This is a genomic window from Streptomyces sp. NPDC050535 (assembly GCF_044457665.1).
Lineage (GTDB): Bacteria > Actinomycetota > Actinomycetes > Streptomycetales > Streptomycetaceae > Streptomyces.
This window is the reverse complement of the sequence record NZ_JBITHE010000022.1, coordinates 50,082-74,262: the sequence shown is the minus strand read 5'-3', so window position 1 is coordinate 74,262 and position 24,181 is coordinate 50,082. Positions and strand designations below refer to the sequence as shown.

Sequence of the window (24,181 nt, the reverse complement as noted above, 5' to 3'; positions counted from 1 at the left end):
CCCCCGCGCAGTCCGTTCACCGCGTGCCGCATCTCGGCGAGATGATGATCCGTCACGTCTCTCCCCCTCCCCCTGAGCCGGCGAAAGCCGTCAGAAAAGTCCGCCACCGCTCGGCGGACAGGACGACATACGGCCCCGACGGGTTCTGCGAGTCACGGACGATCACGCCGTCTCCGACGAACGCCACCTCGACACAGTCGTAATCGGCCCCGCTGAAGCTGCTCTTGTGCCAGAACCGCTCGGACGAGTTCTCATAGGACACGCCTACCTCCTGCTGCCCAAGAGCCGGCGTCCCCCGACGCGTGTCCGTCTCTTTCCCCCATGCCGAGTCACGATAGCGCCGTGATCTTGGTCGGCCCAGAGGGCCGCCGAGAGGAGCCCCACCACGTCACCACACGGAGGCAACCGCCCTCGGACCGCTCCCCGATTGTCGTATTCGAGTCTATGAAAGGTCTTTTTGTCGGCCTAGAGGAAAACCGGCCCCGTGTGGGCCTCAGCACACTCCTCCGTCGCAGGTCAACAGCAAGTTGACGGGTCTTCCAACCCCGTGGTGGACTGCCGGGGCCAAGTACGGCGGCAAGAGAGGAAGCCGGTGTGAGTCCGGCGCGGTCCCGCCACTGTCATCGGGGAAGGAATTCCCCGGGAGCCAGGAACTCTCACCGCCGGTCTCTTCGAACCAGGGCGTGGACACCCTGAGTGAGGACATATCGCCATGCGCGGCTGCCCAAGTGCCCTGCGAACGACGGCTGTGCCTGACCTGACGGCCGGCTGAGCCGGTGCGTGCCGATCGCGTCTTCGCGTACGGCGCCGCCGCCGGCCTTCTCGGTGACCTGCTGCTCGGCGATCCCCGCCGTGGACATCCGGTCGCCGCTTTCGGGCGGGCCGCGGGTGCCGTGGAACGGACGCTCTGGCGGGACCACCGCGGCTGGGGCGCGCTGCACACGGCCGTGTGCGCCGGCGGTGCCGCCGGGCTCGCGGCGCTCGCCGCCCGTTCCGTACGTGATTCCCGTACCGCCTCCATCGCACTGACCGCGGCCGCCACTTGGGCCGTCGTCGGCGGCACCTCCCTCGGCCGGGAGGCCCGGGCGATCGGCGGCGCGCTCGCGGCCGGCGACGTCGAGGTGGCCCGGGAGCGGCTGCCGCGTCTGTGCGGGCGGGATCCGCAGGCTCTCGACGCGGACGGGATCGCCCGGGCCGTCGTCGAGTCCGTCGCCGAGAACACCTCCGACGCCGTGGTGGGGGCTCTGGTGTGGGGTGCGGTGGCCGGCGTGCCCGGTCTTGTCGGGTTCCGTGCCGTCAACACCCTGGACGCGATGGTCGGGCACAAGTCCTCCAGGTACCGGCGCTACGGCTGGGCCTCCGCACGGCTCGACGACGTCGCGGGCTGGCCGGGCGCGCGGCTCACCGCGGTACTCGCCGCCGCCGCCGGAAGCGACCCGCGGGGCGCCGTGCGCGCCTGGCGCGCTGACGCGGGGAGGCATCCGAGCCCCAACGCCGGTCCCGTGGAGGCCTCGTTCGCGGGGGCGCTCGGGGTGCGGCTCGGCGGGACCCTCGCGTACGGGGGAAGGGTCGAGCACCGGCCCGTACTGAACGGGGAGGGCCGGGCCGTCGCGGTCGGCGACATCGAGCGCGCCGTGCGGCTGTCCCGGCGTGTGAGCTGGCTCGCGTTCGGCGTGTGTGCCGCGGGCCTGCTGCCGAAGCGGCGGGGAGGCGGTTCATGAGCGGCGGGCTGCTGGTCGCCGGAACCACCTCCGACGCCGGCAAGAGCGTGGTGACCGCCGGGATCTGCCGGTGGCTGGTGCGCCAGGGTGTCAAGGTGGCGCCCTTCAAGGCGCAGAACATGTCGCTGAACTCGTTCGTGACGCGGGAGGGTGCCGAGATCGGGCGGGCGCAGGCCATGCAGGCGCAGGCCGCCCGGGTGGAGCCCAGCGTGCTGATGAACCCCGTGCTGCTCAAGCCGGGCGGCGACCGGAGCAGTCAGGTCGTGCTCATGGGCAGGCCCGTGGGCGAGATGAGCGCCCGCGGCTATCACGGCGGCCGGCAGGAGTCGTTGCTCGGGACCGTGCTGGAGTGTCTCGCCGAACTGCGGGGCACGTATGACGCGGTGATCTGCGAGGGGGCGGGCAGTCCCGCCGAGATCAATCTTCGGCGGACCGACATCGTGAACATGGGGATCGCGCGGAACGCGCGGCTGCCCGTGCTCGTCGTCGGTGACATCGACCGTGGCGGCGTCTTCGCGTCCTTCTTCGGGACCGTCGCGCTGCTCTCCCGCGAGGACCAGGAACTCGTCGCCGGGTTCCTGGTGAACAAGTTCCGCGGGGACGTCTCCCTGCTGGAGCCGGGCCTCGACATGCTCAAGGGGCTCACCGGGCGGCCCAGTTACGGTGTGCTGCCCTTCCGGCACGGGCTCGGGATCGACGAGGAGGACGGGCTGCGGGTCTCGCTGAGGGGCACGGTCCGGGAGTCGGTGGTGGCCGCCCCCGTCGGCCAGGACATCCTCCGGGTCGCCGTCTGCGCCGTCCCCCTGATGTCCAACTTCACGGACGTGGACGCGCTGGCCGCCGAACCGGGTGTCGTCGTGCGGTTCGTGGACCGCGCCGAGGAACTGACCGACGCGGACCTCGTCGTCGTCCCCGGGACCCGGGGGACGGTGAAGGCGCTGGAGTGGCTGCGGGAGCGCGGCCTCGCGGACGCGATCGCGCGACGGGCCGCCGAGGGACGGCCCGTGCTCGGCATCTGCGGCGGCTTCCAGCTCCTCGGCGAGCACATCGAGGACGAGGTCGAGTCACGGGCCGGGCACGTCGACGGGCTCGGACTGCTGCCCGTACGGGTGCGGTTCGCGCGGGAGAAGACGCTCGCACGGCCCGTCGGCGAGGCGCTCGGCGAGCCTGTCGAGGGATACGAGATCCATCACGGCATCGCCCGAGTCACCGGCGGCGAGGCCTTCTTGGACGGCTGCCGGGTCGGCGCGGTCTGGGGCACGCACTGGCACGGCTCGCTGGAGTCGGACGGGTTCAGGCGCGCGTTCCTGCGCGAGGTGGCGGCCGCCGCGGGCCGTCGTTTCGTACCGGCCGCCGACACGTCGTTCGCGGCGCTGCGCGAGGCGCAGTTGGACCTGCTCGGCGATCTGATCGAGGAACACGCGGATACGGACGCGCTGTGGCGGCTCATCGAGTCGGGCGCGCCGTCAGGACTGCCTTTCATTCCACCGGGAGCGCCCGCATGAGCACAGTTTTGTTGTTGTCGACCGCCGACACGGATCTGCTGGCGGCCCGGGCCTCCGGCGCCGCGTACCGGATCGGCAATCCGACCCGGGTGGATGTCGCCGCCGAACTCCCCGCGCTGGTCGCGGGCGCGGACGTCGCCGTCGTACGGCTGCTGGGCGGGAAGCGTGCCTGGGAGGACGGGCTCGCCTTCCTGAAGGCGTCCGGCGTTCCGACCGTGCTGCTCGGCGGGGAGGCCGTTCCCGACGCGGAGTTGATGGCCGAGTCGTCCGTGCCCGCCGGTGTGGTCGCCGAGGCGCTGCGCTATCTCGTGGAGGGCGGCCCGGAGAACCTGACCGAGCTGGCCCGTTTCCTCTCCGACACCGTGCTGCTCACCGGCGAGGGCTTCGAGGAGCCGCGGCTGATGGCCGCGTACGGCGTGCACGGCGAGCGCGCGTTCGTCGAGGGGCGCCCGACGATCGGCGTGCTCTTCTACCGGGCGCACGAACTGTCCGGCAACACCGCCTTCGTGGACACGCTGTGCGACGCGATCGAGGCGCGGGAGGCCAACGCCCTTCCCGTGTACTGCGGTTCGCTGCGCGACGCCGACGCGGGACTGTACGAGATCCTCGCCAGGGCCGACACGCTGGTCGCCACCGTGCTCGCGGCCGGCGGCACCCACGCCTCGGAGGCCTCCGCCGGCGGTGACGAGGAGGCCTGGGACATCGGGGCGCTCGCCGATCTCGACATCCCGGTGCTGCAAGGGCTCTGCCTCACCTCCTCGCATGCCGCGTGGGAGGCCTCGGACGCCGCCCTGTCCCCCATGGACGCGGCGATGCAGGTCGCGATCCCGGAGTTCGACGGGCGGCTCATCACCGTGCCGTTCTCCTTCAAGGAGCAGGGCCCCGACGACGTTCCGGTCTATGTCGCCAACCCCGAGCGGGCCGCGCGCGTCGCCGGGATCGCCGTGCGCCACGCCCGGTTGAAGCACAAGCCGAACGCCGACAAGAAGCTCGCGCTGGTCTTCACCGCCTACCCGACCAAGCACTCCCGGGTCGGGAACGCGGTGGGTCTCGACACGCCCGCCTCGGCGGTGCGGGTGCTCGACGCGCTGCGGGGCGCCGGGTACGCGCTGACCGAATACCCGGACAACGGCGACGAGTTGATCCACCGCCTCATCGCGGCCGGCGGCCATGATGTCGAGTGGCTGACCGAGGAACAGCTCGCCTCCGCTCCCGCGCGCGTGCCGTTGGCCGACTACCGGGCCTGGTTCGACAAGCTCGACCCCGAGCTGCGCGGCGGGATGGTGGAGGCGTGGGGCGAGCCGCCGGGCAACCTGTACCTCGACGGGGACGACATCGTGCTGGCCTCCCTCCAGTTCGGGAACGTCGTCGTGATGATCCAGCCGCCGCGCGGCTTCGGCGAGAATCCGATCGCGATCTACCACGACCCGGACATGCCGCCGTCGCACCACTACATGGCGGCGTACCGGTGGCTGGAGACTGCATCTTCTCAAGCAGGGTTCGGCGCCGACGCCGTCGTGCACATGGGCAAGCACGGCACGATGGAATGGCTGCCCGGCAAGGGACTCGGGCTCAGCGGCGGCTGCGCGCCCGACGCCGTGCTCGGCGAACTCCCCCTCATCTACCCCTTCATCGTCAACGACCCAGGCGAGGGCACGCAGGCCAAGCGGCGCGGGCACGCCACGGTGGTCGACCACCTCGTGCCGCCGATGGCGCGCGCGGACACCTACGGCGATCTGGCGAAGCTGGAGCAGCTTCTCGACGAGTACGCGCTCGTGTCCGACCTGGACCCGACGAAGGCCCCGGCCGTGCGCGCGCAGATCTGGACGCTGGTCAAGGCGGCCGAGCTGCACCACGACCTGCATGTCGACGACCAGCCGGACGACGGCGACTTCGACTCGTTCGTCATGCACATCGACGGCTATCTGTGCGAGATCAAGGACGTGCAGATCCGGGACGGCCTGCACATTCTCGGTGGCGGTCCGGAGGCCGAGCCGCGGGTGAACCTCGTGCTGGCGGTGCTGCGGGCCTCGCAGGTGTGGGGCGGCAAGGCGAACGCGCTGCCCGGTCTGCGGGCCTGTCTCGCCGAGCATTTCGGCCTGGTCGAGAAGGAGTTGCTCGGCGAGCCCGGCGCGCCGGTGAAGGTGCCGGTGGAACTGACGGACCTCGTCGACGGGCCCGCGCGGACCGGCGCCGACGCCATCGACCTCCTTGAGCAGCTGTGCCGCCGGATCGCGGAGGGCATGGAGGAGCGCGGCTGGGTGTCGGCCGAGAGCACCGCGCTCGTACGTGAGGTCCTCGGCGTCGAACTCCCGGACGCCATCGCGGTGGTGGAGTTCGCGTGCGACGAGGTCGTGCCGCGACTGGCGAGGACCACTGACGAGATCGACCACATCCTGAAGGCACTTGACGGCGGTTTCGTCCCGGCGGGCCCGTCCGGATCGCCGACGCGCGGGCTGGTCAACGTCCTGCCGACCGGCCGCAACTTCTACTCCGTCGACCCCAAGGCCATCCCGTCCAGGCTGAGTTGGGAGGTCGGACAGGCGCTCGCGGACTCGCTGATCCAGCGCTATCTGACCGACACCGGCGCGTACCCGACGTCCGTCGGTCTGACGGTCTGGGGCACCTCCGCCATGCGCACCCAGGGCGACGACATCGCGGAGATCCTGGCGCTGCTGGGCTGCCGCCCGGTGTGGGACGACGCGTCGAGGCGCGTCACCGGCTTCGAGATCGTGGGCCTGGAGGAACTGGGCCGGCCGCGCATCGACGTCACGGTCCGTATCTCCGGGTTCTTCCGGGACGCGTTCCCGCACGTGGTCGGTCTCATCGACGACGCCGTGCGGGCGGTGGCGGAGCTGGACGAGCCCGCCGAGTCCAACTACGTGCGCAGGCACGCCGACGAGGACACCGCCGAGCACGGTGACCGGCGCCGCGCGACGGCTCGTATCTTCGGGTCGAAGCCGGGTGCGTACGGGGCCGGGCTGCTGCCGCTGATCGACGCGCGGAACTGGCGCTCGGACGCCGACCTGGCCGAGGTGTACGCGGTGTGGGGCGGTTACGCGTACGGGCGCGGGCTCGACGGGCGGGCGGCGCGCGGGGACATGGAGACCGCGTTCAGGCGGATCGCCGTCGCCGCCAAGAACGTCGACACCCGCGAGCACGACCTCGTCGACGCGGACGACTACTTCCAGTACCACGGTGGGATGGTCGCCATGGTGCGCCATCTGACGGGCACCAGCCCGGAGGCGTACGTCGGGGACTCCGCCGTACCGGACCAGGTGAAGACGCGGACGCTGGGCGAGGAGACGCACCGGGTGTTCCGCGCCCGGGTCGTCAACCCCCGCTGGATGGCGGCGATGCGGCGGCACGGCTACAAGGGTGCCTTCGAGATGGCGGCGACCGTCGACTACCTCTTCGGGTACGACGCGACGGCCGGGGTCGTGGACGACTGGATGTACGAGAAGCTCAGCGCGGAGTACGTCTTCGACCCGGAGAACCAGGACTTCATGAAGAAGTCCAACCCCTGGGCACTGCGCGGGATCACCGAACGGCTCCTGGAGGCCGCCGACCGGGGGCTGTGGGCCGAGCCGGACGCGGAGACGCTGGAGCGGCTGCGTGCCACCTATCTGGAGCTCGAAGGCGACTTGGAGGGCGACGACCAGTGAGTACTCCCTTTCCGTTCACGGCCGTTGTCGGCCAGGACGACCTGCGGCTCGCGCTGCTGCTGAACGCCGTGTCGCCCGCCGTGGGCGGTGTGCTGGTGCGCGGCGAGAAGGGGACGGCCAAGTCCACCGCCGTACGCGCCCTTTCGGCTCTCGTCCCGGAGGTGGACGTGGTCGCCGGGTGCCGGTTCTCGTGCGCGCCGGCTGCCCCCGATCCCGCCTGCCCGGACGGGCCGCACGAGGTCGGTCCCGGTACGAAGCGCCCGGCGAGGATGGTCGAGCTGCCCGTCGGTGCCTCCGAGGACCGGCTGGTGGGTGCCCTCGACATCGAGCGGGCGCTCGCGGAGGGCGTGAAGGCCTTCGAGCCGGGGCTGCTGGCCGACGCGCACCGCGGGATCCTGTACGTCGACGAGGTCAACCTGCTGCACGACCACCTGGTCGACCTGTTGCTGGACGCGGCGGCGATGGGCGCCTCCTACGTCGAGCGCGAGGGTGTCTCCGTACGGCATGCCGCCCGTTTCCTGCTCGTGGGGACCATGAACCCCGAAGAGGGGGAGCTGCGGCCGCAGTTGCTCGACCGGTTCGGGCTGACCGTCGAGGTCGCCGCGTCCCGGGAGCCCGACCAGCGGGTCGAGGTGGTGCGCAGGAGGCTCGCGTACGACGACGATCCTGAGGGCTTCGCGGCGCGGTGGGCGGACGAGGAGTCCGCCGTACGGGCGCGGATCGTGGCGGCGCGTGCGCTGTTGCCCTCGGTGCGGCTCGGGGACGGGGCGCTGCGGCAGATCGCGGCGACCTGCGCGGCCTTCGAGGTGGACGGCATGCGCGCCGACATCGTGATGGCACGGACGGCGACCGCGCTGGCCGCGTGGGCGGGGCGCACCGAGGTGCTCGCGGAGGACGTGCGGCAGGCGGCGCTGCTCGCCCTGCCGCACCGCAGGCGGCGTAATCCCTTCGACGCTCCGGGGATCGACGAGGACAAGCTCGACGAGACGCTGGAGGAGTTCGGCGGGCAGGACGGCGGCGAAGGGGGCGGCGAGGACGACGATCCGGATCCGGACGGGCCCGGTGGCGGCGGGCAGCCTCCGCAGGACGGGCCGGACGGTGACTCTCCCGCCGACGACTCCCCCGCCGGTGAGGTTCCGGCGCAGGGCGAGCCCTCGGAGGAGGGCCGGGCACCGGGCGCGCAGGGCGGCGGCGAGCAGTCCCCCGCACGGGCCGCGGAGCCCTTCCGTACGAAGGTGCTGAGCGTGCCCGGGCTCGGGGAGGGTGCGGCCGGGCGGCGTTCGCGGGCGCGGACCCAGCACGGGCGGACGACCGGATCGCGGCGGCCCCAGGGGGCTCTCACCAAGCTCCACCTGGCGGCGACCGTGCAGGCGGCGGCGCCGCATCAGCGGGCCCGCGGGCGTTCGGGGCGCGGTCTTGTCGTGCGGCGGGACGATCTGCGGCAGGCCACCCGGGAGGGGCGTGAGGGCAACCTCGTGCTGTTCGTGGTGGACGCCTCCGGGTCGATGGCGGCGCGGCAGCGGATGAGTGCCGTGAAGGGTGCGGTGCTGTCGCTGCTGCTCGACGCGTACCAGCGGCGGGACAAGGTGGGTCTGGTGACCTTCCGCGGGTCGGCGGCCGAGGTCGCGCTGCCTCCCACCTCCTCGGTGGACGCCGCCGCGGCGCGCCTCGAATCGCTGCCCACGGGTGGGCGGACACCGCTCGCGGCGGGCTTGCTGAAGGCGCGTGACGTCCTGCGGGTCGAGCGGCTGCGGGATGCCGCGCGGCGACCGCTGGTCGTGGTGGTAACGGACGGGCGGGCCACCGGTGGTCCCGAGCCGGTGGCGCTGGCCGGGCGGGCGGCGCGGCTGTTCGCGGCCGACTCGGTCGCGTCCGTGGTCGTGGACTGCGAGGCGGGGGCGGTGCGGCTGGGTCTGGCCGGGCAGCTCGCGGTGGAGCTCGGGGGCACCGCGGTGACCCTTCAGGAGTTGCGGGCCGATTCCATCGCCGGTCTGGTCAGGGACGTGCAGGGCGACAACAGGAGGGCCGCGTAGTGCCGCAGGGACAGCCGAGTGTCGTACCGGACGACGGACTGACGACGCGTCAGCGGCGGAACCGGCCACTTGTCGTCGTGCACACGGGAGTCGGCAAGGGCAAGTCGACGGCCGCGTTCGGGCTCGCCCTGCGCGCCTGGAACCAGGGGTGGCCCATCGGGGTGTTCCAGTTCGTCAAGTCGGCGAAGTGGAAGGTCGGCGAGGAGAACGCGCTGCGGGTGCTCGGCGCCAGTGCCGAGGGCGGGTCCGTCGACTGGCACAAGATGGGCGAGGGCTGGTCCTGGGTGCAGCGCGACTCCCAGATGGACAACGAGGAGAAGGCCCGCGAGGGGTGGGAGCAGGTCAAGCGGGACCTGGCCGCCGAGACGTACCAGCTGTACGTGCTGGACGAGTTCGCCTATCCCATGCACTGGGGGTGGGTCGATGTCGATGAGGTCGTCGCCGTGCTGCGGGATCGGCCCGGCACCCAGCATGTGGTGATCACCGGGCGCAACGCGCCTGAGAAGCTTGTGGAGTTGGCCGATCTGGTGACCGACATGTCCAAGGTCAAGCATCCGATGGACGCCGGGCAGAAGGGCCAGAGGGGCATCGAGTGGTGATTTCTGTTCCTCGGCTGGTCGTCGCCGCGCCTTCGTCGGGCAGCGGCAAGACCACCGTTGCCACGGGGTTGATGGCCGCGTTCGCCGCGCGGGGGCTCGCCGTGTCCGCGCACAAGGTGGGGCCCGACTACATCGATCCCGGGTATCACGCGCTCGCCACCGGGCGGGTGGGACGGAATCTGGACGCGTATCTGTGCGGGACGGAGCTGATCGCGCCGTTGTTCGGGCACGGGGCCCGGGGGTGCGAACTCGCTGTCGTCGAGGGGGTGATGGGGCTGTACGACGGGGCCGCCGGGGAGGGGGAGCTGGCCTCCACGGCTCAGGTGGCGAAGTTGCTGCGGGCGCCGGTGGTACTCGTGGTCGACGCCTCGTCACAGTCCCGGTCCGTGGCCGCGCTGGTGCACGGGTTCGTCTCCTGGGATCCCGAGGTGCGGGTGGCCGGGGTGATCCTCAACAAGGTGGGGTCCGTACGGCACGAGGGCCTGCTGCGGGAGGCTCTCGACGAGTCGGGGGTGCCCGTGCTCGGGGTGCTGCGGCGGGCTCCGCAGGTGGACACGCCTTCGCGGCATCTGGGTCTTGTGCCGGTCGCCGAGCGGCGGGCGGATGCCGTCGAGGCGGTTGCGGCGATGGCCTCGCAGGTGCGGGAGGGGTGTGACCTGGAGGCGCTTCTCGCGCTGGCGCGGAGTGCTCCCGCGTTGTCGGGTGCCGCTTGGGACGCGGCCGAGGCTGTGGGTTCTTCGCCCTCTCCGCCCCTTCCCGTTCCCGTCCTCGAGGGCTCCGCCCCCGAACTCCCGGTCGCCCGAAGGGCTCGTCCTCAAACGCCGGACGGGCTGAAACGTGTCGCCGTTGCCGGGGGGGCCGCGTTCACCTTCTCGTACGCCGAGCATGCCGAGTTGCTCGGCGCCGCCGGGGCCGAGGTCGTCGTCTTTGATCCTCTTCGCGATGAGCGACTGCCCCCAGGTGTGGGCGGGCTGGTCATCGGGGGCGGGTTTCCCGAGGTGTACGCGCCCGAGCTGTCGGCCAACGAGCCGTTGCGGAAGGCGGTCGCCGCGCTCGTCGAGGGCGGTGCGCCGGTCGCCGCCGAGTGCGCGGGGCTGCTGTATCTCTCGCGTGAGCTGGACGGGAAGCCCATGTGCGGGGTCATCGACGCCAAGGCCCGGATGGACGAAGGCCTGACCCTCGGATACCGGGACGCCGTCGCTCTGTCGGACAGTGTGCTCGCGGTGACCGGGACCCGGATGCGCGGACACGAGTTCCACCGCACCGTCGTCGAGCCCGGCGCCGGGGCGGCTCCCGCCTGGGGCGTGCGCGTCCCTCGCAAGCGGGTCGAAGGTTTCGTACAGGACGGTGTGCACGCGAGTTATCTGCACACGCACTGGGCGTCCGAGCCCGGTGTCGCCCGTCGGTTCGTGGAGAGGTGCCTGACGTCATGAGCAGCAAGCTGATCGGAGTCGGGGTCGGGCCGGGTGACCCGGAGCTGGTGACCGTCAAGGGTGTCAACGCGCTGCGTGCCGCCGAGGTCGTCGTCGTCCCCGTGATGGCCGCGTCCGACGGAACCGACGGCGGGGAGCCGGGCCGGGCCGAGGCGACCGTCCTGCACTACGTGCCCGGGGAGAAGATCGTACGGATCGTGTTCGCGCTGAACGAGCGGACCGACCGGGGGCGGCGGGAGGCGGCCTGGAACGCGGCCGGGGAGCGGGTGGCCGGGCTGCTGCGCGCGCACGACGTCGTCGCCTTCGCCACCATCGGCGACCCCAACGTGTACTCCACCTTCACGTATCTCGCGCAGACCGTCGCGGAGCTCGTGCCGGGGACCGTCGTCGAGAGCGTGCCCGGTATCACCGCCATGCAGGATCTCGCCGCGCGGTCGGGAGCCGTACTCACGGAGGGGACCGAGCCGCTCACCCTCGTGCCGGTGACGGCCGGGGCGGCGGTCCTCAAGGACGCCCTGAACGGGCCGGGCACCGTCGTGGCGTACAAGTTCGGGCGGCAGGCCGTGGAGGTGGCCGAGGCGTTGCGCGAGACCGGGCGGCTCGACGACGCCGTGTGGGGCTCCGCGCTCGGTCTCGAGAGCGAGTCGATCCGGCCCGCGGCGGACCTCGACGGCGGGCCGCTGCCGTACCTCTCCACGCTCATCGCGCCCCCGCGGCGCGAGGGCGGGCGCGGCGGGAAGCTGTGAAACCCGGCGTGCCGGACCCCGGGGCGTCAGCCCGCGAGGCCCACCACCAGCCAGATGAAGGCCGCGCCCGCGACCGTGCACAGAACGGTCGAACGGGCGGGGTGTTCGTGGTGTGCCTCGGGGAGGATCTCGGCGGCCGCGAGATAGAGGAGCACGCCGCCGAAGAGGCCGAGATAGCAGCCGAGCAGTCGCTCCGGGATGGTGACGAAGAGCGTCGAGGCGGCGCCGGCCACGGGGGCCGCCGCGTCGGCGACGAGCATCATGATCGCCTTGCGGCGGTCGTTCCCGTACAGGCTCGTGATCGTGTACGTGTTGAAGCCGTCGGCGAAGTCGTGGGCGATGACCGCGAGGGCCACGGCCAGGCCCATTCCGCCGCCGACCTGGAAGGCCGCGCCGATCGCCACGCCGTCCATCGCGCTGTGGCCGACCATCGCTCCGGCGGCCGTCAGGCCCACCTCGGGCGCCCGGCCGTCGCTCTCCTCGCCGCCGTGCGCCGCCTGCCGTGCGGCCAGCAGGCGTTCGACCAGGTGGGCCAGCAGGAACCCGGCCACGAACAGCAGCAACGCGGCCGGTACGCCGAAGACCTCCTGGCCCGCCGCGTGCAGCGCCTCCGGCAGCAGATCCAGGCCGACCACCCCGAGCATCAGGCCGCCGGCCAGGCCGAGGACCAGATGACGACGGTCGGTCACCCGCTGTGCCGTCCAGCCGCCGGCCAGCGTCATCAGGAACGCGCCGAGCGCTACGAGGACCGCCATAGGCCCTTGCTATCCGATCGACCGCCGTTCACGCACCTCCGCGGCCCCGTGTCCGCGTGTACGTCCTGAAGTTTCGTCGCACCCGCCCGACGCGTCCGAGCGCACGCACCCCTCGTACGCACTGATGTTCCGCACGTTCCGCATGTTTCATATGTCCGCATGACCCGCCTGTTCCGCATGACTCGCGTGTTCCGTAGGAGAGGACCCCATCCCATGGCCGATGCCCCCGCCGGCAAGGTGACGATCGTCGGTGCCGGCCCCGGTGCCGCCGACCTGCTGACGTTCCGCGCCGCGCGCGCCATCGCCGAGGCCGACGTGGTGATCTGGGCGGCCAGCCTGGTGCAGGCGGAGGTCCTCGGCCACGCGCGGGAGGGCGCGGAGATCCTGGACTCGGCGACGATGTCGCTCGAGGACGTGGTGGCCGTGTACGAGCGGGCCGCCGCGGAAGGGCTGAAGGTGGCCCGGATCCACTCCGGCGACCCGGCGCTGTGGGGCGGCACACAGGAGCAGCTCGACCGGTGTGCGGACATCGGGGTCGAGACGGAGATCATCCCCGGCGTCTCGTCCTTCTCGGCGGTGGCGGCGCTCGCGCAGCGCGAGCTGACGATTCCCGAGGTCGCGCAGTCCGTGATCCTCACCCGGCTCGGCGGCGGCAAGACGCCGATGCCGCCGGGCGAGGAGGTACGGGAGTTCGCCCGGCACGGGACGACGATGGCGCTGTTCCTGTCGGCGGCGCGCAGCGGTCAGCTGGTGCGCGAGCTCCTCGAGGGCGGCTATCCGACGTCCACGCCGGTCGTGGTGGCGTACCAGGTGACCTGGCCGGAGGAACTGCTCGTGCGGTGCACGATCGAGACGCTGGAGGAGACCGTCAAGGAGCACAAGCTCTGGAAGCACACCCTCTTCCTGGTCGGCCCGGCGCTGGACGCGAGCGGCACCCGCTCGCACCTCTACCACCCCGGTCACTTCCACGAGTTCCGCAAGGCCGACCCGCGGGCGCGGGCCGAGCTGCGCGCGGAGCGCCGGGCGGCGCGGCAGGACAGTCCGTCGTGACGACCGGCGCGGGAACCGAGGCGGTCACCGCCGCGGGCGCGGGGGTGATCACTGTCGTCGGTACGGGTACGGGGGCGCCGTTGCCCCCCGAGGCGATGTCCGCCGTCGCCGAGGCCGGGCTGGTCGTCGGCGCCCGGCGGCATCTGGCGCGGGTGCGGCTGCCGGAGGGCGCGGAGCAGGTCGTGCTCGGTGCGCTGGCACCCGCGCTCGACGTGATCGAACGGTATGTGGACAAGCGGGGCCGGGTCGTCGTGCTCGCCTCCGGTGATCCGGGGTTCTTCGGGATCGTGCGGGCGCTGGCCAAACGTTTCGGCACCGAGCGGCTGGACGTCCGGCCCGGTGTCTCCTCCGTCGCCACCGCCTTCGCGCGGATCGGGCTGCCCTGGGACGACGCGGTGGTGGTCAGCGCGCACGGCCGTGAGCTGCGTACGGCCGTCAACGTCTGTCTGTCCCAGCCGAAGGTGGCGGTGCTGACCGGTCCCGGCGCGGGACCGGCCGAGCTGGGCGCCGCGCTCGCCTACCGCGCCCGGGAGCGCGTCCTCGTCGTCGCGAGCGCCCTGGGCGACGACGGACAGGAGCGCGTGGAGCGGGTCACGCCCGCCGAGGCCGCGGCCCGTGACTGGGGCACGGCGGTGAGCGTCGTCCTCTGCCTGGACGAATCAGGTGCCGTGTCCCCCGCGCGGACCGTCGCCGGGCCCTCCGCCGGGCCTGCTCAATGGGCCCTGGACGAGCGGGAGTTCGCCCACCGCGACTCGATGATCAGCAAGTTCGAGGTGCGAGCGCTCGCGCTGGCCCGGATCGGGCCGCGGCTCGGCGAGCTGGTCTGGGACGTCGGGGCGGGCTCCGGGTCCGTCGCCGTCGAGTGCGCGCGGTTCGGCGCCGCCGTCATCGCCGTCGAGAAGACGCTGGACGGCTGCGCGCGCGTCCGCGCCAACGCCGAGGCGCACGGCGTGGACGTACGCGTGGTGCACGGGGCCGCGCCCACCGTGCTGTCCGATCTGGACGATCCGGACGCGGTCTTCATCGGCGGCGGCGGGCGCGAACTGCCCGCCATCGTCACGGCCTGCGCGCGGCGGGCCCGGCGGGCCGTCGTGGTCGCCATGGCCGCGCTCGACCGGGTGCCCGCGGCGCGGGACGCTCTGACCGGTGCCGGGTTCGACTGCGAGGGTGTGCTGCTCCAGTCGTCCCGCTTCGCGCCGCTGCCCGGTGGTGTCGACCGGCTCTCGGCCACCAATCCCGTCTTCCTGCTGTGGGGCGTCCGGCCTCCGGCACGTACCGAAGGAGTCCCCCAGTGATCGGCCTGATTTCCGCCACGGCGGCGGGCGCGGCTGCCCGTGACCGGCTGGCCGCGGCCTGGCCCGCGCGCGTGCGGGTGTACGAGGGGCCCGTGGGGGACGCCGTGCGGCGGGCGTTCGCCGAGTGCGACCAGCTGGTGTGTTTCCTCGCGACGGGGGCGGTGGTGCGGCTGGTCGCGCCGCTGCTCGACGGCAAGGCGTCCGATCCGGGGGTCGTGTGCGTCGACGAGGCGGGGCGGTTCGCGGTGTCGCTGGTCGGGGGCCACGCCGGGGGCGCCAATGAACTCGCCCGGGAGGTCGGTGACTTGCTCGGCGCCGAGCCGGTGGTGACCACGGCGACCGACGCGGTGGGGCTGCCGGGTCTCGACACCCTCGGATTCCCCGTGGAGGGGGATGTCGCCGGCGTCACCCGGGCCCTGCTCGACGGTGAACCCGTCGCTCTGCACGCGGAGTTGGCATGGCCGCTGCCGCCACTGCCGGTCGGGCGGGAGGGCGTGCACGCGATCCGGGTCACCGACCGGCTCGTCCCGCCCGCCGACCGGAACGTGGTACTGCGTCCGCCTTCCCTGGTCGTCGGGGTCGGCGCGTCCAGGGGCGCCCCCGTCGAGGAGGTCCTCGGGCTCGTCGAGGCCGCCCTCCGGGACGCCGGGCTGTCCGTGAAGTCCGTCGCCGAGCTCGCCACCGTCGACGTCAAGGCGGCCGAACCCGGCATCGTCGGGGCCGCCGAGCGGCTCGGGGTGCCCGTGGCGACGTACAGCGCCGAGGAGTTGGCGAAGGTCGACGTGCCGAACCCGTCCGACGCGCCGCTCGCCGCGGTCGGCACTCCCTCCGTCGCGGAGGCCGCGGCGCTGGTGCGCGGCGGTGAACTCCTCGTCCCCAAGCGGAAGTCGGCCCGTGCCGACGGGCAGCCGGCGATGGCGACCTGTGCGGTCGTACGACGGGTCGCGCGCGGCCGGCTCGCGGTGGTCGGGCTCGGCCCCGGCGCGCGTGATCTGCTGACGCCGCGCGCGAAGGCGGAGTTGCGGCGGGCGTCCGTGCTCGTCGGGCTCGACCAGTACGTCGACCAGATCCGCGACCTGCTGCGCCCTGGCACCCGCGTCCTGGAGTCGGGGCTCGGCGCCGAGGAGGAACGGGCGCGCACGGCGGTCGCGGAGGCCAGGCGGGGACAGGCCGTCGCGCTGATCGGCAGCGGGGACGCGGGTGTGTACGCGATGGCGTCGCCCGCGCTGGCCGAGGCGTCCGACGACATCGACGTGGTCGGGGTGCCGGGCGTGACCGCCGCGCTCGCGGCGTCCGCGATCCTGGGCGCGCCGCTCGGGCACGACCACGTGTCGATCAGCCTCTCCGATCTGCACACGCCGTGGGAGGTCATCGAGCGGCGGGTACGGGCGGCGGCCGAGGCCGACATCGTCGTGACGTTCTACAACCCGCGCAGCCGGGGCCGCGACTGGCAGCTCCCGAAGGCGCTGACGATCCTCGCCGGGCACCGGGAGCCGACGACGCCGGTGGGTGTCGTCCGGAACGCCTCCCGCTCCGACGAGTCCAGCCGTCTCACCACCCTCTCGGGACTCGACCCGGCGACGGTGGACATGATGACCGTGGTGACCGTGGGCAACACGGCGACCCGTGAGATCGCCGGCCGTATGGTGACGCCGCGCGGCTACCGCTGGCAGGAGGAGGCCAAGTGAGCGCTACGACCGGGGTGACCCGTGTGGTGCACCCCATCGAGCAGGAGTCCTTCCGGCGGCTGCGCACGCGCCTGGACACCTCGCACTTCCCGCCGCTCACCCGGGCGGTCGTGGAACGGGTCGTCCACTCCGCGGCCGACCTGGAGTACGCGGACGATCTCGTCACCGACGAACGCACCCTGGAGCGCGCGCACGCCGCGCTGCACGCCGGGGCGCCCGTCGTCGTCGACGTCGAGATGGTCGCCGCGGGCATCACCCGCCGCGACACGGTCTGCCGCCTCAGGGACGCCAGGTCCGGTCCGGGGCTGACCCGTTCGGCGCACGCGATCCGGCTCGCGTACCAGGAGGTCGGGCCCGGCGCGCTCTGGGTGATCGGCTGCGCGCCGACCGCCCTGGAGGAACTGCTGACCCTGGACGCCGATCCGGCGCTCGTCATCGGCCTGCCCGTCGGTTTCGTCGGCGCGGCCGAGTCCAAGGCCGCGTTGCGCGAGAGCGGGCTTCCCGCGGTCAGCAACCTGTCCGAGAAGGGCGGCTCCGCGGTCGCCGCGGCGGCGCTCAACGCCCTGCTGTACCAGCCTGTTTCTGTTCCTGTTCCGTCTGAGGAGAAATCGTGACCACCCCGCCCCCCGCCCTGCTCATCGCCGGACACGGTACCCGGGACGAGGCCGGAGCCGATGCCTTCCGTGACTTCGTACGGGAGTTGGGGTTCCGGCACCCCGGGCTGCCCGTCGCGGGCGGCTTCATCGAGCTGTCCTCGCCACCGCTGGGTGACGCCGTGACCGAGCTGGTCGAGCAGGGCGTACGGCGTTTCGCCGCCGTACCGCTGATGCTGGTCTCCGCCGGGCACGCCAAGGGGGACATCCCGGCGGCGCTGTCCCGCGAGAAGGAGCGGCACCCCGGGATCTCGTACACCTACGGGCGTCCGCTGGGCCCGCATCCGTCGCTCCTCGCCGTCCTTGAACGGCGGCTGGACGAGGCCCTCGGCTCCACCGTCCGCACCCCCCAGGACCGGGCCGAGGTCACCGTGCTGCTGGTGGGCCGCGGCTCCACCGATCCGGACGCCAACGCCGAGGTACTGAAGGCGGCGCGGCTGCTGTGGGAGGGCCGGGGCTACGCGGGTGTCGAGACGGCGTTCGTGTCGCTGGCCGCGCCCGACGTGCCGTCCGGGCTCGACCGCTGCGTGAAGCTGGGCGCGCGCCGGATCGTCGTCCTCCCCTACTTCCTCTTCACCGGCATCCTGCCGAACCGGGTGCGCCAGCAGACCGAGGGCTGGGCCGCCGCGCACCCCGGGGTCGAGGTGCGCTCCGCCGATGTCATCGGCCCCGAGCCGGAGTTGCTCGACCTGGTCATGGAACGCTACGACGAGGCCGTGCGGGGGGACCTGCGGATGAACTGCGACTCCTGCGTCTACCGCATCGCCCTGCCCGGCTTCGAGGACAAGGTCGGCCTGCCCCAGCAGCCGCACTTCCATCCGGACGACGACGGTGACCACCCCCACGGACACCACCATGACGGCCATGCCCACTCCCACGCACACTGAGGGCGCGTCCGGGGGCGACGGACACGATCTGCGCCACCACGGGGACGCCGAGGTCCGGGACGACGGTGCGGAGCTCACCGACCTCGCCGTCAACGTCCGCGCGGACACGCCTCCGCCGTGGCTGCGCGAGCGGATCGCCGCGTCGCTGACCGGACTTGCCGCCTATCCCGACGGGCGGGAGGCGCGGGCCGCGGTGGCGGGCCGGCACGGGCTGCCCGTCGAGCGGGTGCTGCTCACGGCGGGGGCCGCCGAGGCCTTCGTGCTGCTGGCGCGCGCCCTGAAGGTGCGCAGACCCGTCGTCGTGCACCCGCAGTTCACCGAGCCGGAGGCGGCGCTGCGGGACGCCGGGCACTCGGTCGCCCGTGTCCTGCTCCGTGAGGAGAACGGTTTCCGGCTCGACCCGGAGGCCGTTCCCGAGGACGCCGAACTCGTCGTGATCGGGAATCCGACCAACCCGACGTCCGTGCTCCATCGGGCCGACCTGCTCGCCGAACTCGCCCGGCCATGGCGGACGTTGGTCGTCGACGAGGCGTTCATGGACGCCGTGCCGGACGAGCGGGAGTCCCTCGCCGGGCGGACGGACGTGCCCGGTCTCGTCGTGCTGCGCAGCCTCACCAAGACGTGGGGGCTGGCCGGGCTGCGCATCGGCTATGTCCTCGCGTCCCCCGACACGGTCGCCGAGTTGGAACGGGCCCAGCCGCTGTGGCCGGTGTCCACGCCCGCACTCGCCGCGGCGTCCGCGTGCATGTCCCCGCGGGCTCTCGCGGAGGCGGCCCACGCGGCTCACCGGGTCGCGGCGGACCGGGCCCATCTGGTGGCCGGGCTCAGGGAGTTCGAGTCGGACGGGCTGCGGTTGGTCGAGCCGGCGGAGGGGCCGTTCGTGCTGGTGCGGCTCAGACAGGGGGCTGCCGTGCGGCGGCAGCTGCGTGGGCTGGGGTTCGCGGTACGGCGCGGGGACACGTTTCCCGGGCTCGACGAGGAGTGGGTGCGGATCGCTGTCCGGGACCGGGTGACTGTCAATCGGTTCTTGCAGGCGCTGGATCGGGCGGTGACGGGGGTCGGGGGGTGAGGGTTTTCGCCCCCTCCGCCCCTTCCCGTCCCGTTCCTGAGGGCTGCGCCCCCAGCCCCCCTCTTTCGCGCTTCGCGCTCGTCCTCAAACGCCGGACGGGCTGGAAGACATCCTCAGGTCCGGTTGCGGCGGCCCCGTACCACCGCTCCCCCGCCCGCCACCAGCAGGACTGCCGCCCCGCCCACCACGTACGGTGTCATCGACCCGCCCCCGGTCTCGGCGAGTTCGGCCTCCGCGGGGGCGCCCTGTGGCTCGACCTCCGTCACCGGCGCCTCAGGACTGGCGGCGGCGGGAGCCGGCGGCGCCTCGCAGGTCGCGCCCGCCAGGGTCAGCGTGCCCTCCACCTCGGCCACGTTCAGCTTCAACGGGTTGATGGAGACCTTGAGTTCGAGCGCGGACGCGGCCGCCGTGCGAGAGGTGGTCTCCGTCCTGGAGAGATCGAGCCGGACCTCTCCGACGGCGGGCACGTTCACCACGGTCGGCCCTCCGGCGGACAGCGTCACCTTCTTGCCGAGCACCGTGACCGCGCCAAGCACATGGGAGTCGGCGACGGGCTTCTTGCCAGCCTCGCAGGTCGCCTTCGAGGTGACCGACTCGACCTCGATGAGGGAGAGCAGCGGAAGCCCGGGGACGTGGACCTTCGCGTGCGCGAGGTTCGTGTACCCCTCGGCCTTCGTCGGGGACACCGTCGCCTTCGCGGTGGCGACCTCCGCCCCGAGCACACTGAACGGCTTTCCGCCGTCGACGCCGTCCAGCCGGGCGGTGAGCGTGGCTTTCTCGGCGGACCGCGGCGCCTGAACCTCGTTGAGCGAGACGGCGAGCGGGACGTTCACCGTCTTGTTGAGCAGGGACACGTCCAGCCCGGTGCGCAGGACGACGGCGCTCGCACGGCCCTGCCCGGCCGTGTCGTCGGTCGCGTGCGCGGACACCGCTCCGGCCAGCGCCGCGGGACCGGCGGCGAGGACGGTGACCGCGGCGACGGCGCAACGGCGTGCGGGCATGCGGAAGTTGTTGCTGTTCAAGGTGGGGGACCCCTCGTAAGAGACATGCTTGGGACCCGGTCAGGATTACGCACAGAGAGTGAACCGTGCGCGATCCTGCGTGACTTCACTCCAACGTGGCAATTTCGTCAGCGCATTCGAATCGCCAGGCACGGGTGTTCCACGCTGTCACTCGCACAGCCCCACCTCACCCGGCGCGCCGGCCGCCGCCGGGCGCGCTCGGTGAAGGTGGACAACGAGACGGCGAGCCGTCACGTCACGCCCTGTCAACATCGCTCCTCAGGAGACGATCCGCCCGTTCAGCACCACCCGGCGGGGATCGGCGAGCACCCGTACGTCCGCCCGCGGGTCCTCCTCGTACACCACGAGGTCCGCGGGTGCCCCCTCGTCGAGACCGGGCCGGCCGAGCCAGCGCCGCGCACCCCACGTCGTGGCGGACAGCGCCTCGACCGGCGGGATACCCGCCAGGACGAGTTCGGCCACCTCGCCCGCCACCAGCCCGTGCGCCAGCGAGCCGCCCGCGTCGGTGCCGACGTATACAGGGATCCCGGCGTCGTAGGCGGCGCGCACGGTGTCGTAGCGGCGTTCGTGCAACCGGCGCATGTGCGCGGACCATTGGGGGAACTTCGCCTCGCCGCCGTCGGCGAGCCGCGGGAAGGTCGCGATGTTCACCAGGGTCGGGACGATCGCGACTCCGTGCGCGGCGAAGAGCGGGATGGTGTCCTCGGTCAGGCCCGTCGCGTGCTCGACGCAGTCGATGCCGGCTTCGACGAGGTCCCGCAGGGAGTCCTCGGCGAAGCAGTGCGCGGTGACGCGGGCGCCGAGGCGGTGGGCCTCGGCGATCGCGGCCTCGACGGCGTCGCGCGGCCAGCAGGCGCTCAGGTCGCCGGTGCCGCGGTCGATCCAGTCGCCCACCAGCTTGACCCAGCCGTCGCCGCGCCGGGCCTCCTGGGCGACGTACGCGACGAGCTCCTCGGGTTCGATCTCGTGCGCGAAGTCGCGTAGGTAGCGGCGGGTGCGCGCGATGTGGCGGCCCGCGCGGATGATCTTCGGGAGGTCCTCGCGGTCGTCGGTCCAGCGGGTGTCGGAGGGCGAACCGGCGTCCCGGAGCAGCAGGGTGCCCGCCTCGCGGTCGGTCAGCGCCTGCTTCTCCGCGACGTCCTCGGGGACGGGGCCGTGGGTGCCGAGGCCGACGTGGCAGTGCGCGTCGACGAGGCCGGGCAGCGCCCAGCCCTCGACGGTGCGGATCTCGCGGGCGCCGGCGGGGCGCTCGTAGGAGATCCGGCCACCGACGACCCACAGCTCGTCGCGGACGTCGCCGGGGCCGGCCAGCACCCGGCCCTTCACGTGCAGCACCGTGGGATCGCTCATGGAACGCACCTTAGTTGGGGCCCTGCTCCCCCTTGCCCGGCCGGTCCGTGCTCTCGTCCCGCGCGTCCGCTTCCTGCACGTCCGCCATGGCGGGGTCGAGGAGGCGGGACAGGAAGTGGCGGGTGCGTTCGTGGCTCGGGGCGCCGATGACCTGTGCGGGGGCGCCCTCCTCGACGATCACACCGTCGTCCATGAAGACGACCCGGTCGGCGACCTCGCGCGCGAAGCTCATCTCATGGGTGACGACCATCATCGTCATGCCCTCGTCGGCGAGCATCCGCATGACCGCGAGGACGTCGCCGACGAGTTCGGGGTCCAGGGCCGAGGTCGGCTCGTCGAAGAGCATCACCTCGGGGCCCATGGCCAGGGCGCGGGCGATCGCGACGCGCTGCTGCTGGCCGCCGGAGAGGGAGGAGGGGTACGCCTCGGCCTTCTCGGAGAGGCCCACGCGGCGCAGGTTCTCCGCGGCGATCCGGCCGGCCTCCGCCTTGTCCCGCTTCAGTACCCGGCGCTGCGGCAGCGTGAGGTTGTCGGTCACCGACAGGTGCGGGAAGAGGTTGAACTGCTGGAAGACCATGCCGATACGGCGGCGTACGGCGTCGATGTCGACGTCGGGGTGCGTGACCTCCGTACCGCCGACGAAGACCTCACCCCTGGTGGGCTCCTCAAGGAGGTTCACGCAGCGCAGCAGCGTGGACTTGCCGGAGCCTGACGGGCCGATCACGCAGACGACCTCGCCGGAGCCGATCTCCAGGTCGATGCCGCGCAGTACCTCGTTGTCGCCGAAGGACTTGTGCAGGCCCTTGACCTGGATCTCTGGAGTGCTGCTCACTTGGTGGCCTCCCCGGCCTTCGCCTCGAGGCGGCGTACGACGAAGCCGAGCGGGATCGTGACCAGCAGGTAGCACAGGCCCGCGACCAGGATCGGCGTGGAGTTGGCGGTCTGGCTCGCCAGGTCGCGCCCGAACTTGGTGAGTTCGCGCTCCTCCAGCGTGACGCCGAGGAACAGCACCAGCGAGGAGTCCTTGAAGAGGAGGACGAGTTCGTTGGTGAGCGGCGGGATCACGACGCGGAACGCCTGCGGGATGATGATCGAGACCATGGCCCGGCCGTGCGAGAAGCCCAGTGAACGGGCCGCCTCCATCTGTCCCTTGGGCACCGCCTGGATACCCGCGCGGATCGTCTCGGCCATGTACGCGGCCGAGACGAGGCCGAGAGCCAGCGCCACCTTGCCGTAGGTGCCGCCGGGAATCTCGGTGCCCGGGAAGGCGAGCGGCACGGCGACGCCCACGAAGACGAAGATCAGCAGGGCGGGCAGGCCCCGGAAGATCTCGATGTAGATGCCGGCGACCCAGCGGTAGGGGCCCACCGAGGACAGCCGCATCAGGGCGACGACCATGCCGAGCACGAGGCCGAAGACGAAGCCGGACATCGTGTAGAGCACGGTGTTCTTGAGCGCCAGTGTGATGACGTCCGGGAACATCTGCGTGACCAGGTCCCACTGCGCGAACTGGTTCTTCAGCCGTCCCCAGTCGGCCGTGAACGCGAAGGCCATCACGGCCGCGACGAACACGACGTACTGCACACCGCGTGACAGCGCCCGCTTCTGACGCCGGGTCAGGCCGCTTCTGCGGGGCTGGAGTCGGGTGTCGGTACCACTCATGAGGCGGATACGGAGGCCGAGGCGGCGTCTGTCGGGGTGGCGGAGTCCGACGGGGTGGAGGCGGCCGAGCCGGACGGCGAGGGGGACGCCGAGGCCGACGGGGAGGCGGAGGCCGCGGACTCGTCGTAGGGGCCGATCCACTTCTCGTACAGCGTCTTGTACGTGCCGTCGGCCTTCGCGTCCGTGATCGCCTTGTTGACGGCGGCGAGGAGCGCGGTGTTGCCCTTCTTCACCGTGAAGCCGTACTCCTCACCGGTGTTGATGTTGTCGGCGACCTCGAAGGCGTCCGCGTTGGCCTTGTCCTTCAGCCAGCCCTGGACGACCGGGTAGTCGATGACGACGGCCTGGACCTGGCCGGTGCGCAGGCCGTTGAGGACGGCGTCGGAGGACTCGAAGGAGACGGGGTCGATGCCCTGGCTCTTGGCGTAGTCCTCGCCGGTCGTCTGCGCCTGGGTGCCGACCTTCTTGCCCTTGAGGTCCGTGGCGGAGGTGATGCCGCTCTTCCTGTCGACCAGGACGGCCTGCGTCGCCTCGAAGTAGGGGTCCGAGAAGTCGACGTTCTTCTTGCGCTCCTCGGTGATCGTCATGCCGGCCGCGGCGAGGTCGCACTCGCCGGAGTTGAGGAACGCGCCGGTCTTGAAGTTCTCGAAGGGCGTGTCGATGAACTCCTGCTTCACGCCGAGGTCCTTGGCGACCAGGTCGATCAGCGAGACGTCGAAGCCCTGCACCTTGCCGTCGATCTCCGACTGGAAGGGCGGGTACGGGAGGTGGGTGCAGGTGGTGAGCTGTCCGCCCTTGACGAGCTTGACGCCCTTGACGGTGGTCGAGCCGCCCCCGTCGTCCGAGGAGCAGCCGGCCACGAGCAGCAGCCCGGCCGTCGCGGTGGTGGCGGCCAGAAAGCGGGATCGGCGTCCGAGGACCGGGTTCACGGGGGACCTCCTGTGGGGGGACTGTGGGCGTCTGATTATAAGGAAAGGTTTGAGTCTCTCAAACCAATCCGATGGTCACTGAGCTGTCCGGCCTCGGAAATCGCCCGTCCAGGGCTGTG

The 24,181-nt window shown here is 72.3% G+C and carries 20 protein-coding genes and 1 riboswitch; of the genes, 13 read left to right on the top strand and 7 right to left on the bottom strand.

All coding sequences use genetic code 11. From position 1 onward, the window contains the following. Positions 1-52: 52 nt before the first annotated feature. On the bottom strand, positions 53-262 hold the full coding sequence (locus ACIBLC_RS34345; protein ID WP_399215289.1) for a DUF397 domain-containing protein: 210 nt from the start codon (positions 260-262) through the stop codon (positions 53-55). Positions 263-533: 271 nt separating this feature from the next. After that, positions 534-677: riboswitch (cobalamin riboswitch) on the top strand. A 99-nt stretch (positions 678-776) separates the two neighbouring features. Here ACIBLC_RS34345 and ACIBLC_RS34340 point away from each other — a divergent pair. Genes ACIBLC_RS34340 through cobI form a run of 7 tightly spaced genes read left to right on the top strand, consistent with a single transcriptional unit; the run spans position 777 to position 11,702 of the window. After that, a complete protein-coding gene (locus ACIBLC_RS34340) occupies positions 777-1,721 on the top strand; it encodes a cobalamin biosynthesis protein (RefSeq protein ID WP_399215288.1) in 945 nt (314 codons plus the stop codon). Continuing rightward, positions 1,718-3,226, top strand: a complete 1,509-nt coding sequence (locus ACIBLC_RS34335; RefSeq protein ID WP_399215287.1) for a cobyric acid synthase — start codon at positions 1,718-1,720, stop codon at positions 3,224-3,226. Before ACIBLC_RS34340 ends, ACIBLC_RS34335 begins: the two co-directional genes overlap by 4 nt. Further along, complete coding sequence (gene cobN / locus ACIBLC_RS34330; RefSeq protein ID WP_399215286.1) at positions 3,223-6,891, top strand: cobaltochelatase subunit CobN; 3,669 nt, start codon at positions 3,223-3,225, stop codon at positions 6,889-6,891. Before ACIBLC_RS34335 ends, cobN begins: the two co-directional genes overlap by 4 nt. Then, positions 6,888-8,924, top strand: a complete 2,037-nt coding sequence (locus ACIBLC_RS34325) for a putative cobaltochelatase (RefSeq protein ID WP_399215285.1) — start codon at positions 6,888-6,890, stop codon at positions 8,922-8,924. The genes cobN and ACIBLC_RS34325 overlap by 4 nt, the downstream gene beginning before the upstream one ends. Continuing rightward, positions 8,924-9,523, top strand: a complete 600-nt coding sequence (gene cobO / locus ACIBLC_RS34320; RefSeq protein ID WP_399215284.1) for a cob(I)yrinic acid a,c-diamide adenosyltransferase — start codon at positions 8,924-8,926, stop codon at positions 9,521-9,523. The genes ACIBLC_RS34325 and cobO overlap by 1 nt, the downstream gene beginning before the upstream one ends. After that, positions 9,517-10,956 (top strand): cobyrinate a,c-diamide synthase, encoded by a 1,440-nt coding sequence (locus tag ACIBLC_RS34315; RefSeq protein ID WP_399215283.1) that lies wholly within the window; start codon positions 9,517-9,519, stop codon positions 10,954-10,956. Before cobO ends, ACIBLC_RS34315 begins: the two co-directional genes overlap by 7 nt. Then, on the top strand, positions 10,953-11,702 hold the full coding sequence (cobI, locus tag ACIBLC_RS34310; protein ID WP_399215282.1) for a precorrin-2 C(20)-methyltransferase: 750 nt from the start codon (positions 10,953-10,955) through the stop codon (positions 11,700-11,702). The genes ACIBLC_RS34315 and cobI overlap by 4 nt, the downstream gene beginning before the upstream one ends. Positions 11,703-11,728: 26 nt before the next feature. Here cobI and ACIBLC_RS34305 read toward each other — a convergent pair whose 3' ends face one another. After that, entirely contained in the window at positions 11,729-12,457 is a 729-nt protein-coding gene (locus ACIBLC_RS34305; protein ID WP_399215281.1) for a ZIP family metal transporter, read from the bottom strand. Between the two features lie 213 nt (positions 12,458-12,670). Between ACIBLC_RS34305 and cobM the strand changes: the two genes are divergently transcribed. From cobM to cobC, 6 genes are read left to right on the top strand one after another with little or no spacing between them, the layout of a single operon-like run. Next, complete coding sequence (gene cobM / locus ACIBLC_RS34300; RefSeq protein WP_399215280.1) at positions 12,671-13,507, top strand: precorrin-4 C(11)-methyltransferase; 837 nt, start codon at positions 12,671-12,673, stop codon at positions 13,505-13,507. Between the two features lie 44 nt (positions 13,508-13,551). Further along, entirely contained in the window at positions 13,552-14,802 is a 1,251-nt protein-coding gene (cbiE, locus tag ACIBLC_RS34295; RefSeq protein WP_399215366.1) for a precorrin-6y C5,15-methyltransferase (decarboxylating) subunit CbiE, read from the top strand. Beyond that, the gene (gene cobJ, locus ACIBLC_RS34290) at positions 14,799-16,490 is read left to right on the top strand and encodes a precorrin-3B C(17)-methyltransferase (protein WP_399215279.1); all 1,692 of its coding nucleotides are present in this window, start codon (positions 14,799-14,801) and stop codon (positions 16,488-16,490) included. Before cbiE ends, cobJ begins: the two co-directional genes overlap by 4 nt. Before the next feature lie 14 nt (positions 16,491-16,504). After that, positions 16,505-17,104 carry a precorrin-8X methylmutase gene (locus ACIBLC_RS34285; RefSeq protein ID WP_399215365.1) on the top strand — a complete coding sequence of 200 codons (600 nt, stop codon included), beginning with the start codon at positions 16,505-16,507 and terminating at the stop codon, positions 17,102-17,104. Continuing rightward, positions 17,101-18,030 carry a sirohydrochlorin chelatase gene (locus tag ACIBLC_RS34280; protein WP_399215277.1) on the top strand — a complete coding sequence of 310 codons (930 nt, stop codon included), beginning with the start codon at positions 17,101-17,103 and terminating at the stop codon, positions 18,028-18,030. Before ACIBLC_RS34285 ends, ACIBLC_RS34280 begins: the two co-directional genes overlap by 4 nt. Further along, positions 18,008-19,099 carry an Rv2231c family pyridoxal phosphate-dependent protein CobC gene (gene cobC / locus ACIBLC_RS34275; RefSeq protein ID WP_399215276.1) on the top strand — a complete coding sequence of 364 codons (1,092 nt, stop codon included), beginning with the start codon at positions 18,008-18,010 and terminating at the stop codon, positions 19,097-19,099. Before ACIBLC_RS34280 ends, cobC begins: the two co-directional genes overlap by 23 nt. Positions 19,100-19,212: 113 nt before the next feature. Here the strand turns inward: cobC and ACIBLC_RS34270 are convergent, their stop codons facing one another. The 5 genes from ACIBLC_RS34270 to ACIBLC_RS34250 form a co-directional block, all read right to left on the bottom strand. After that, positions 19,213-20,121 (bottom strand): SCO1860 family LAETG-anchored protein, encoded by a 909-nt coding sequence (locus tag ACIBLC_RS34270; RefSeq protein WP_399215275.1) that lies wholly within the window; start codon positions 20,119-20,121, stop codon positions 19,213-19,215. 258 nt (positions 20,122-20,379) lie between these two features. Further along, positions 20,380-21,471: an amidohydrolase family protein gene (locus ACIBLC_RS34265; protein WP_399215274.1), complete on the bottom strand. Its 1,092-nt coding sequence runs from the start codon at positions 21,469-21,471 to the stop codon at positions 20,380-20,382. A gap of 10 nt (positions 21,472-21,481) precedes the next feature. After that, positions 21,482-22,303, bottom strand: a complete 822-nt coding sequence (locus ACIBLC_RS34260; RefSeq protein WP_399215273.1) for an amino acid ABC transporter ATP-binding protein — start codon at positions 22,301-22,303, stop codon at positions 21,482-21,484. Continuing rightward, positions 22,300-23,133 carry an amino acid ABC transporter permease gene (locus ACIBLC_RS34255; protein ID WP_399215272.1) on the bottom strand — a complete coding sequence of 278 codons (834 nt, stop codon included), beginning with the start codon at positions 23,131-23,133 and terminating at the stop codon, positions 22,300-22,302. Before ACIBLC_RS34255 ends, ACIBLC_RS34260 begins: the two co-directional genes overlap by 4 nt. Beyond that, positions 23,130-24,062, bottom strand: a complete 933-nt coding sequence (locus tag ACIBLC_RS34250) for a transporter substrate-binding domain-containing protein (RefSeq protein ID WP_399215271.1) — start codon at positions 24,060-24,062, stop codon at positions 23,130-23,132. Before ACIBLC_RS34250 ends, ACIBLC_RS34255 begins: the two co-directional genes overlap by 4 nt. Positions 24,063-24,181 lie beyond the last annotated feature (119 nt).

What these genes read in the sequence shown, in the direction of transcription:
- ACIBLC_RS34255 (WP_399215272.1), bottom strand. Translation starts at nt 23,133, where the DNA reads ATGAGTGGTACCGACACCCGACTCCAGCCCCGCAGAAGCGGCCTGACC.
- ACIBLC_RS34305 (WP_399215281.1), bottom strand. Translation starts at nt 12,457, where the DNA reads ATGGCGGTCCTCGTAGCGCTCGGCGCGTTCCTGATGACGCTGGCCGGC.
- cobN (WP_399215286.1), top strand. Translation starts at nt 3,223, where the DNA reads ATGAGCACAGTTTTGTTGTTGTCGACCGCCGACACGGATCTGCTGGCG.
- cobM (WP_399215280.1), top strand. Translation starts at nt 12,671, where the DNA reads ATGGCCGATGCCCCCGCCGGCAAGGTGACGATCGTCGGTGCCGGCCCC.
- cobC (WP_399215276.1), top strand. Translation starts at nt 18,008, where the DNA reads ATGCCCACTCCCACGCACACTGAGGGCGCGTCCGGGGGCGACGGACAC.
- cobI (WP_399215282.1), top strand. Translation starts at nt 10,953, where the DNA reads ATGAGCAGCAAGCTGATCGGAGTCGGGGTCGGGCCGGGTGACCCGGAG.
- ACIBLC_RS34265 (WP_399215274.1), bottom strand. Translation starts at nt 21,471, where the DNA reads ATGAGCGATCCCACGGTGCTGCACGTGAAGGGCCGGGTGCTGGCCGGC.
- ACIBLC_RS34335 (WP_399215287.1), top strand. Translation starts at nt 1,718, where the DNA reads ATGAGCGGCGGGCTGCTGGTCGCCGGAACCACCTCCGACGCCGGCAAG.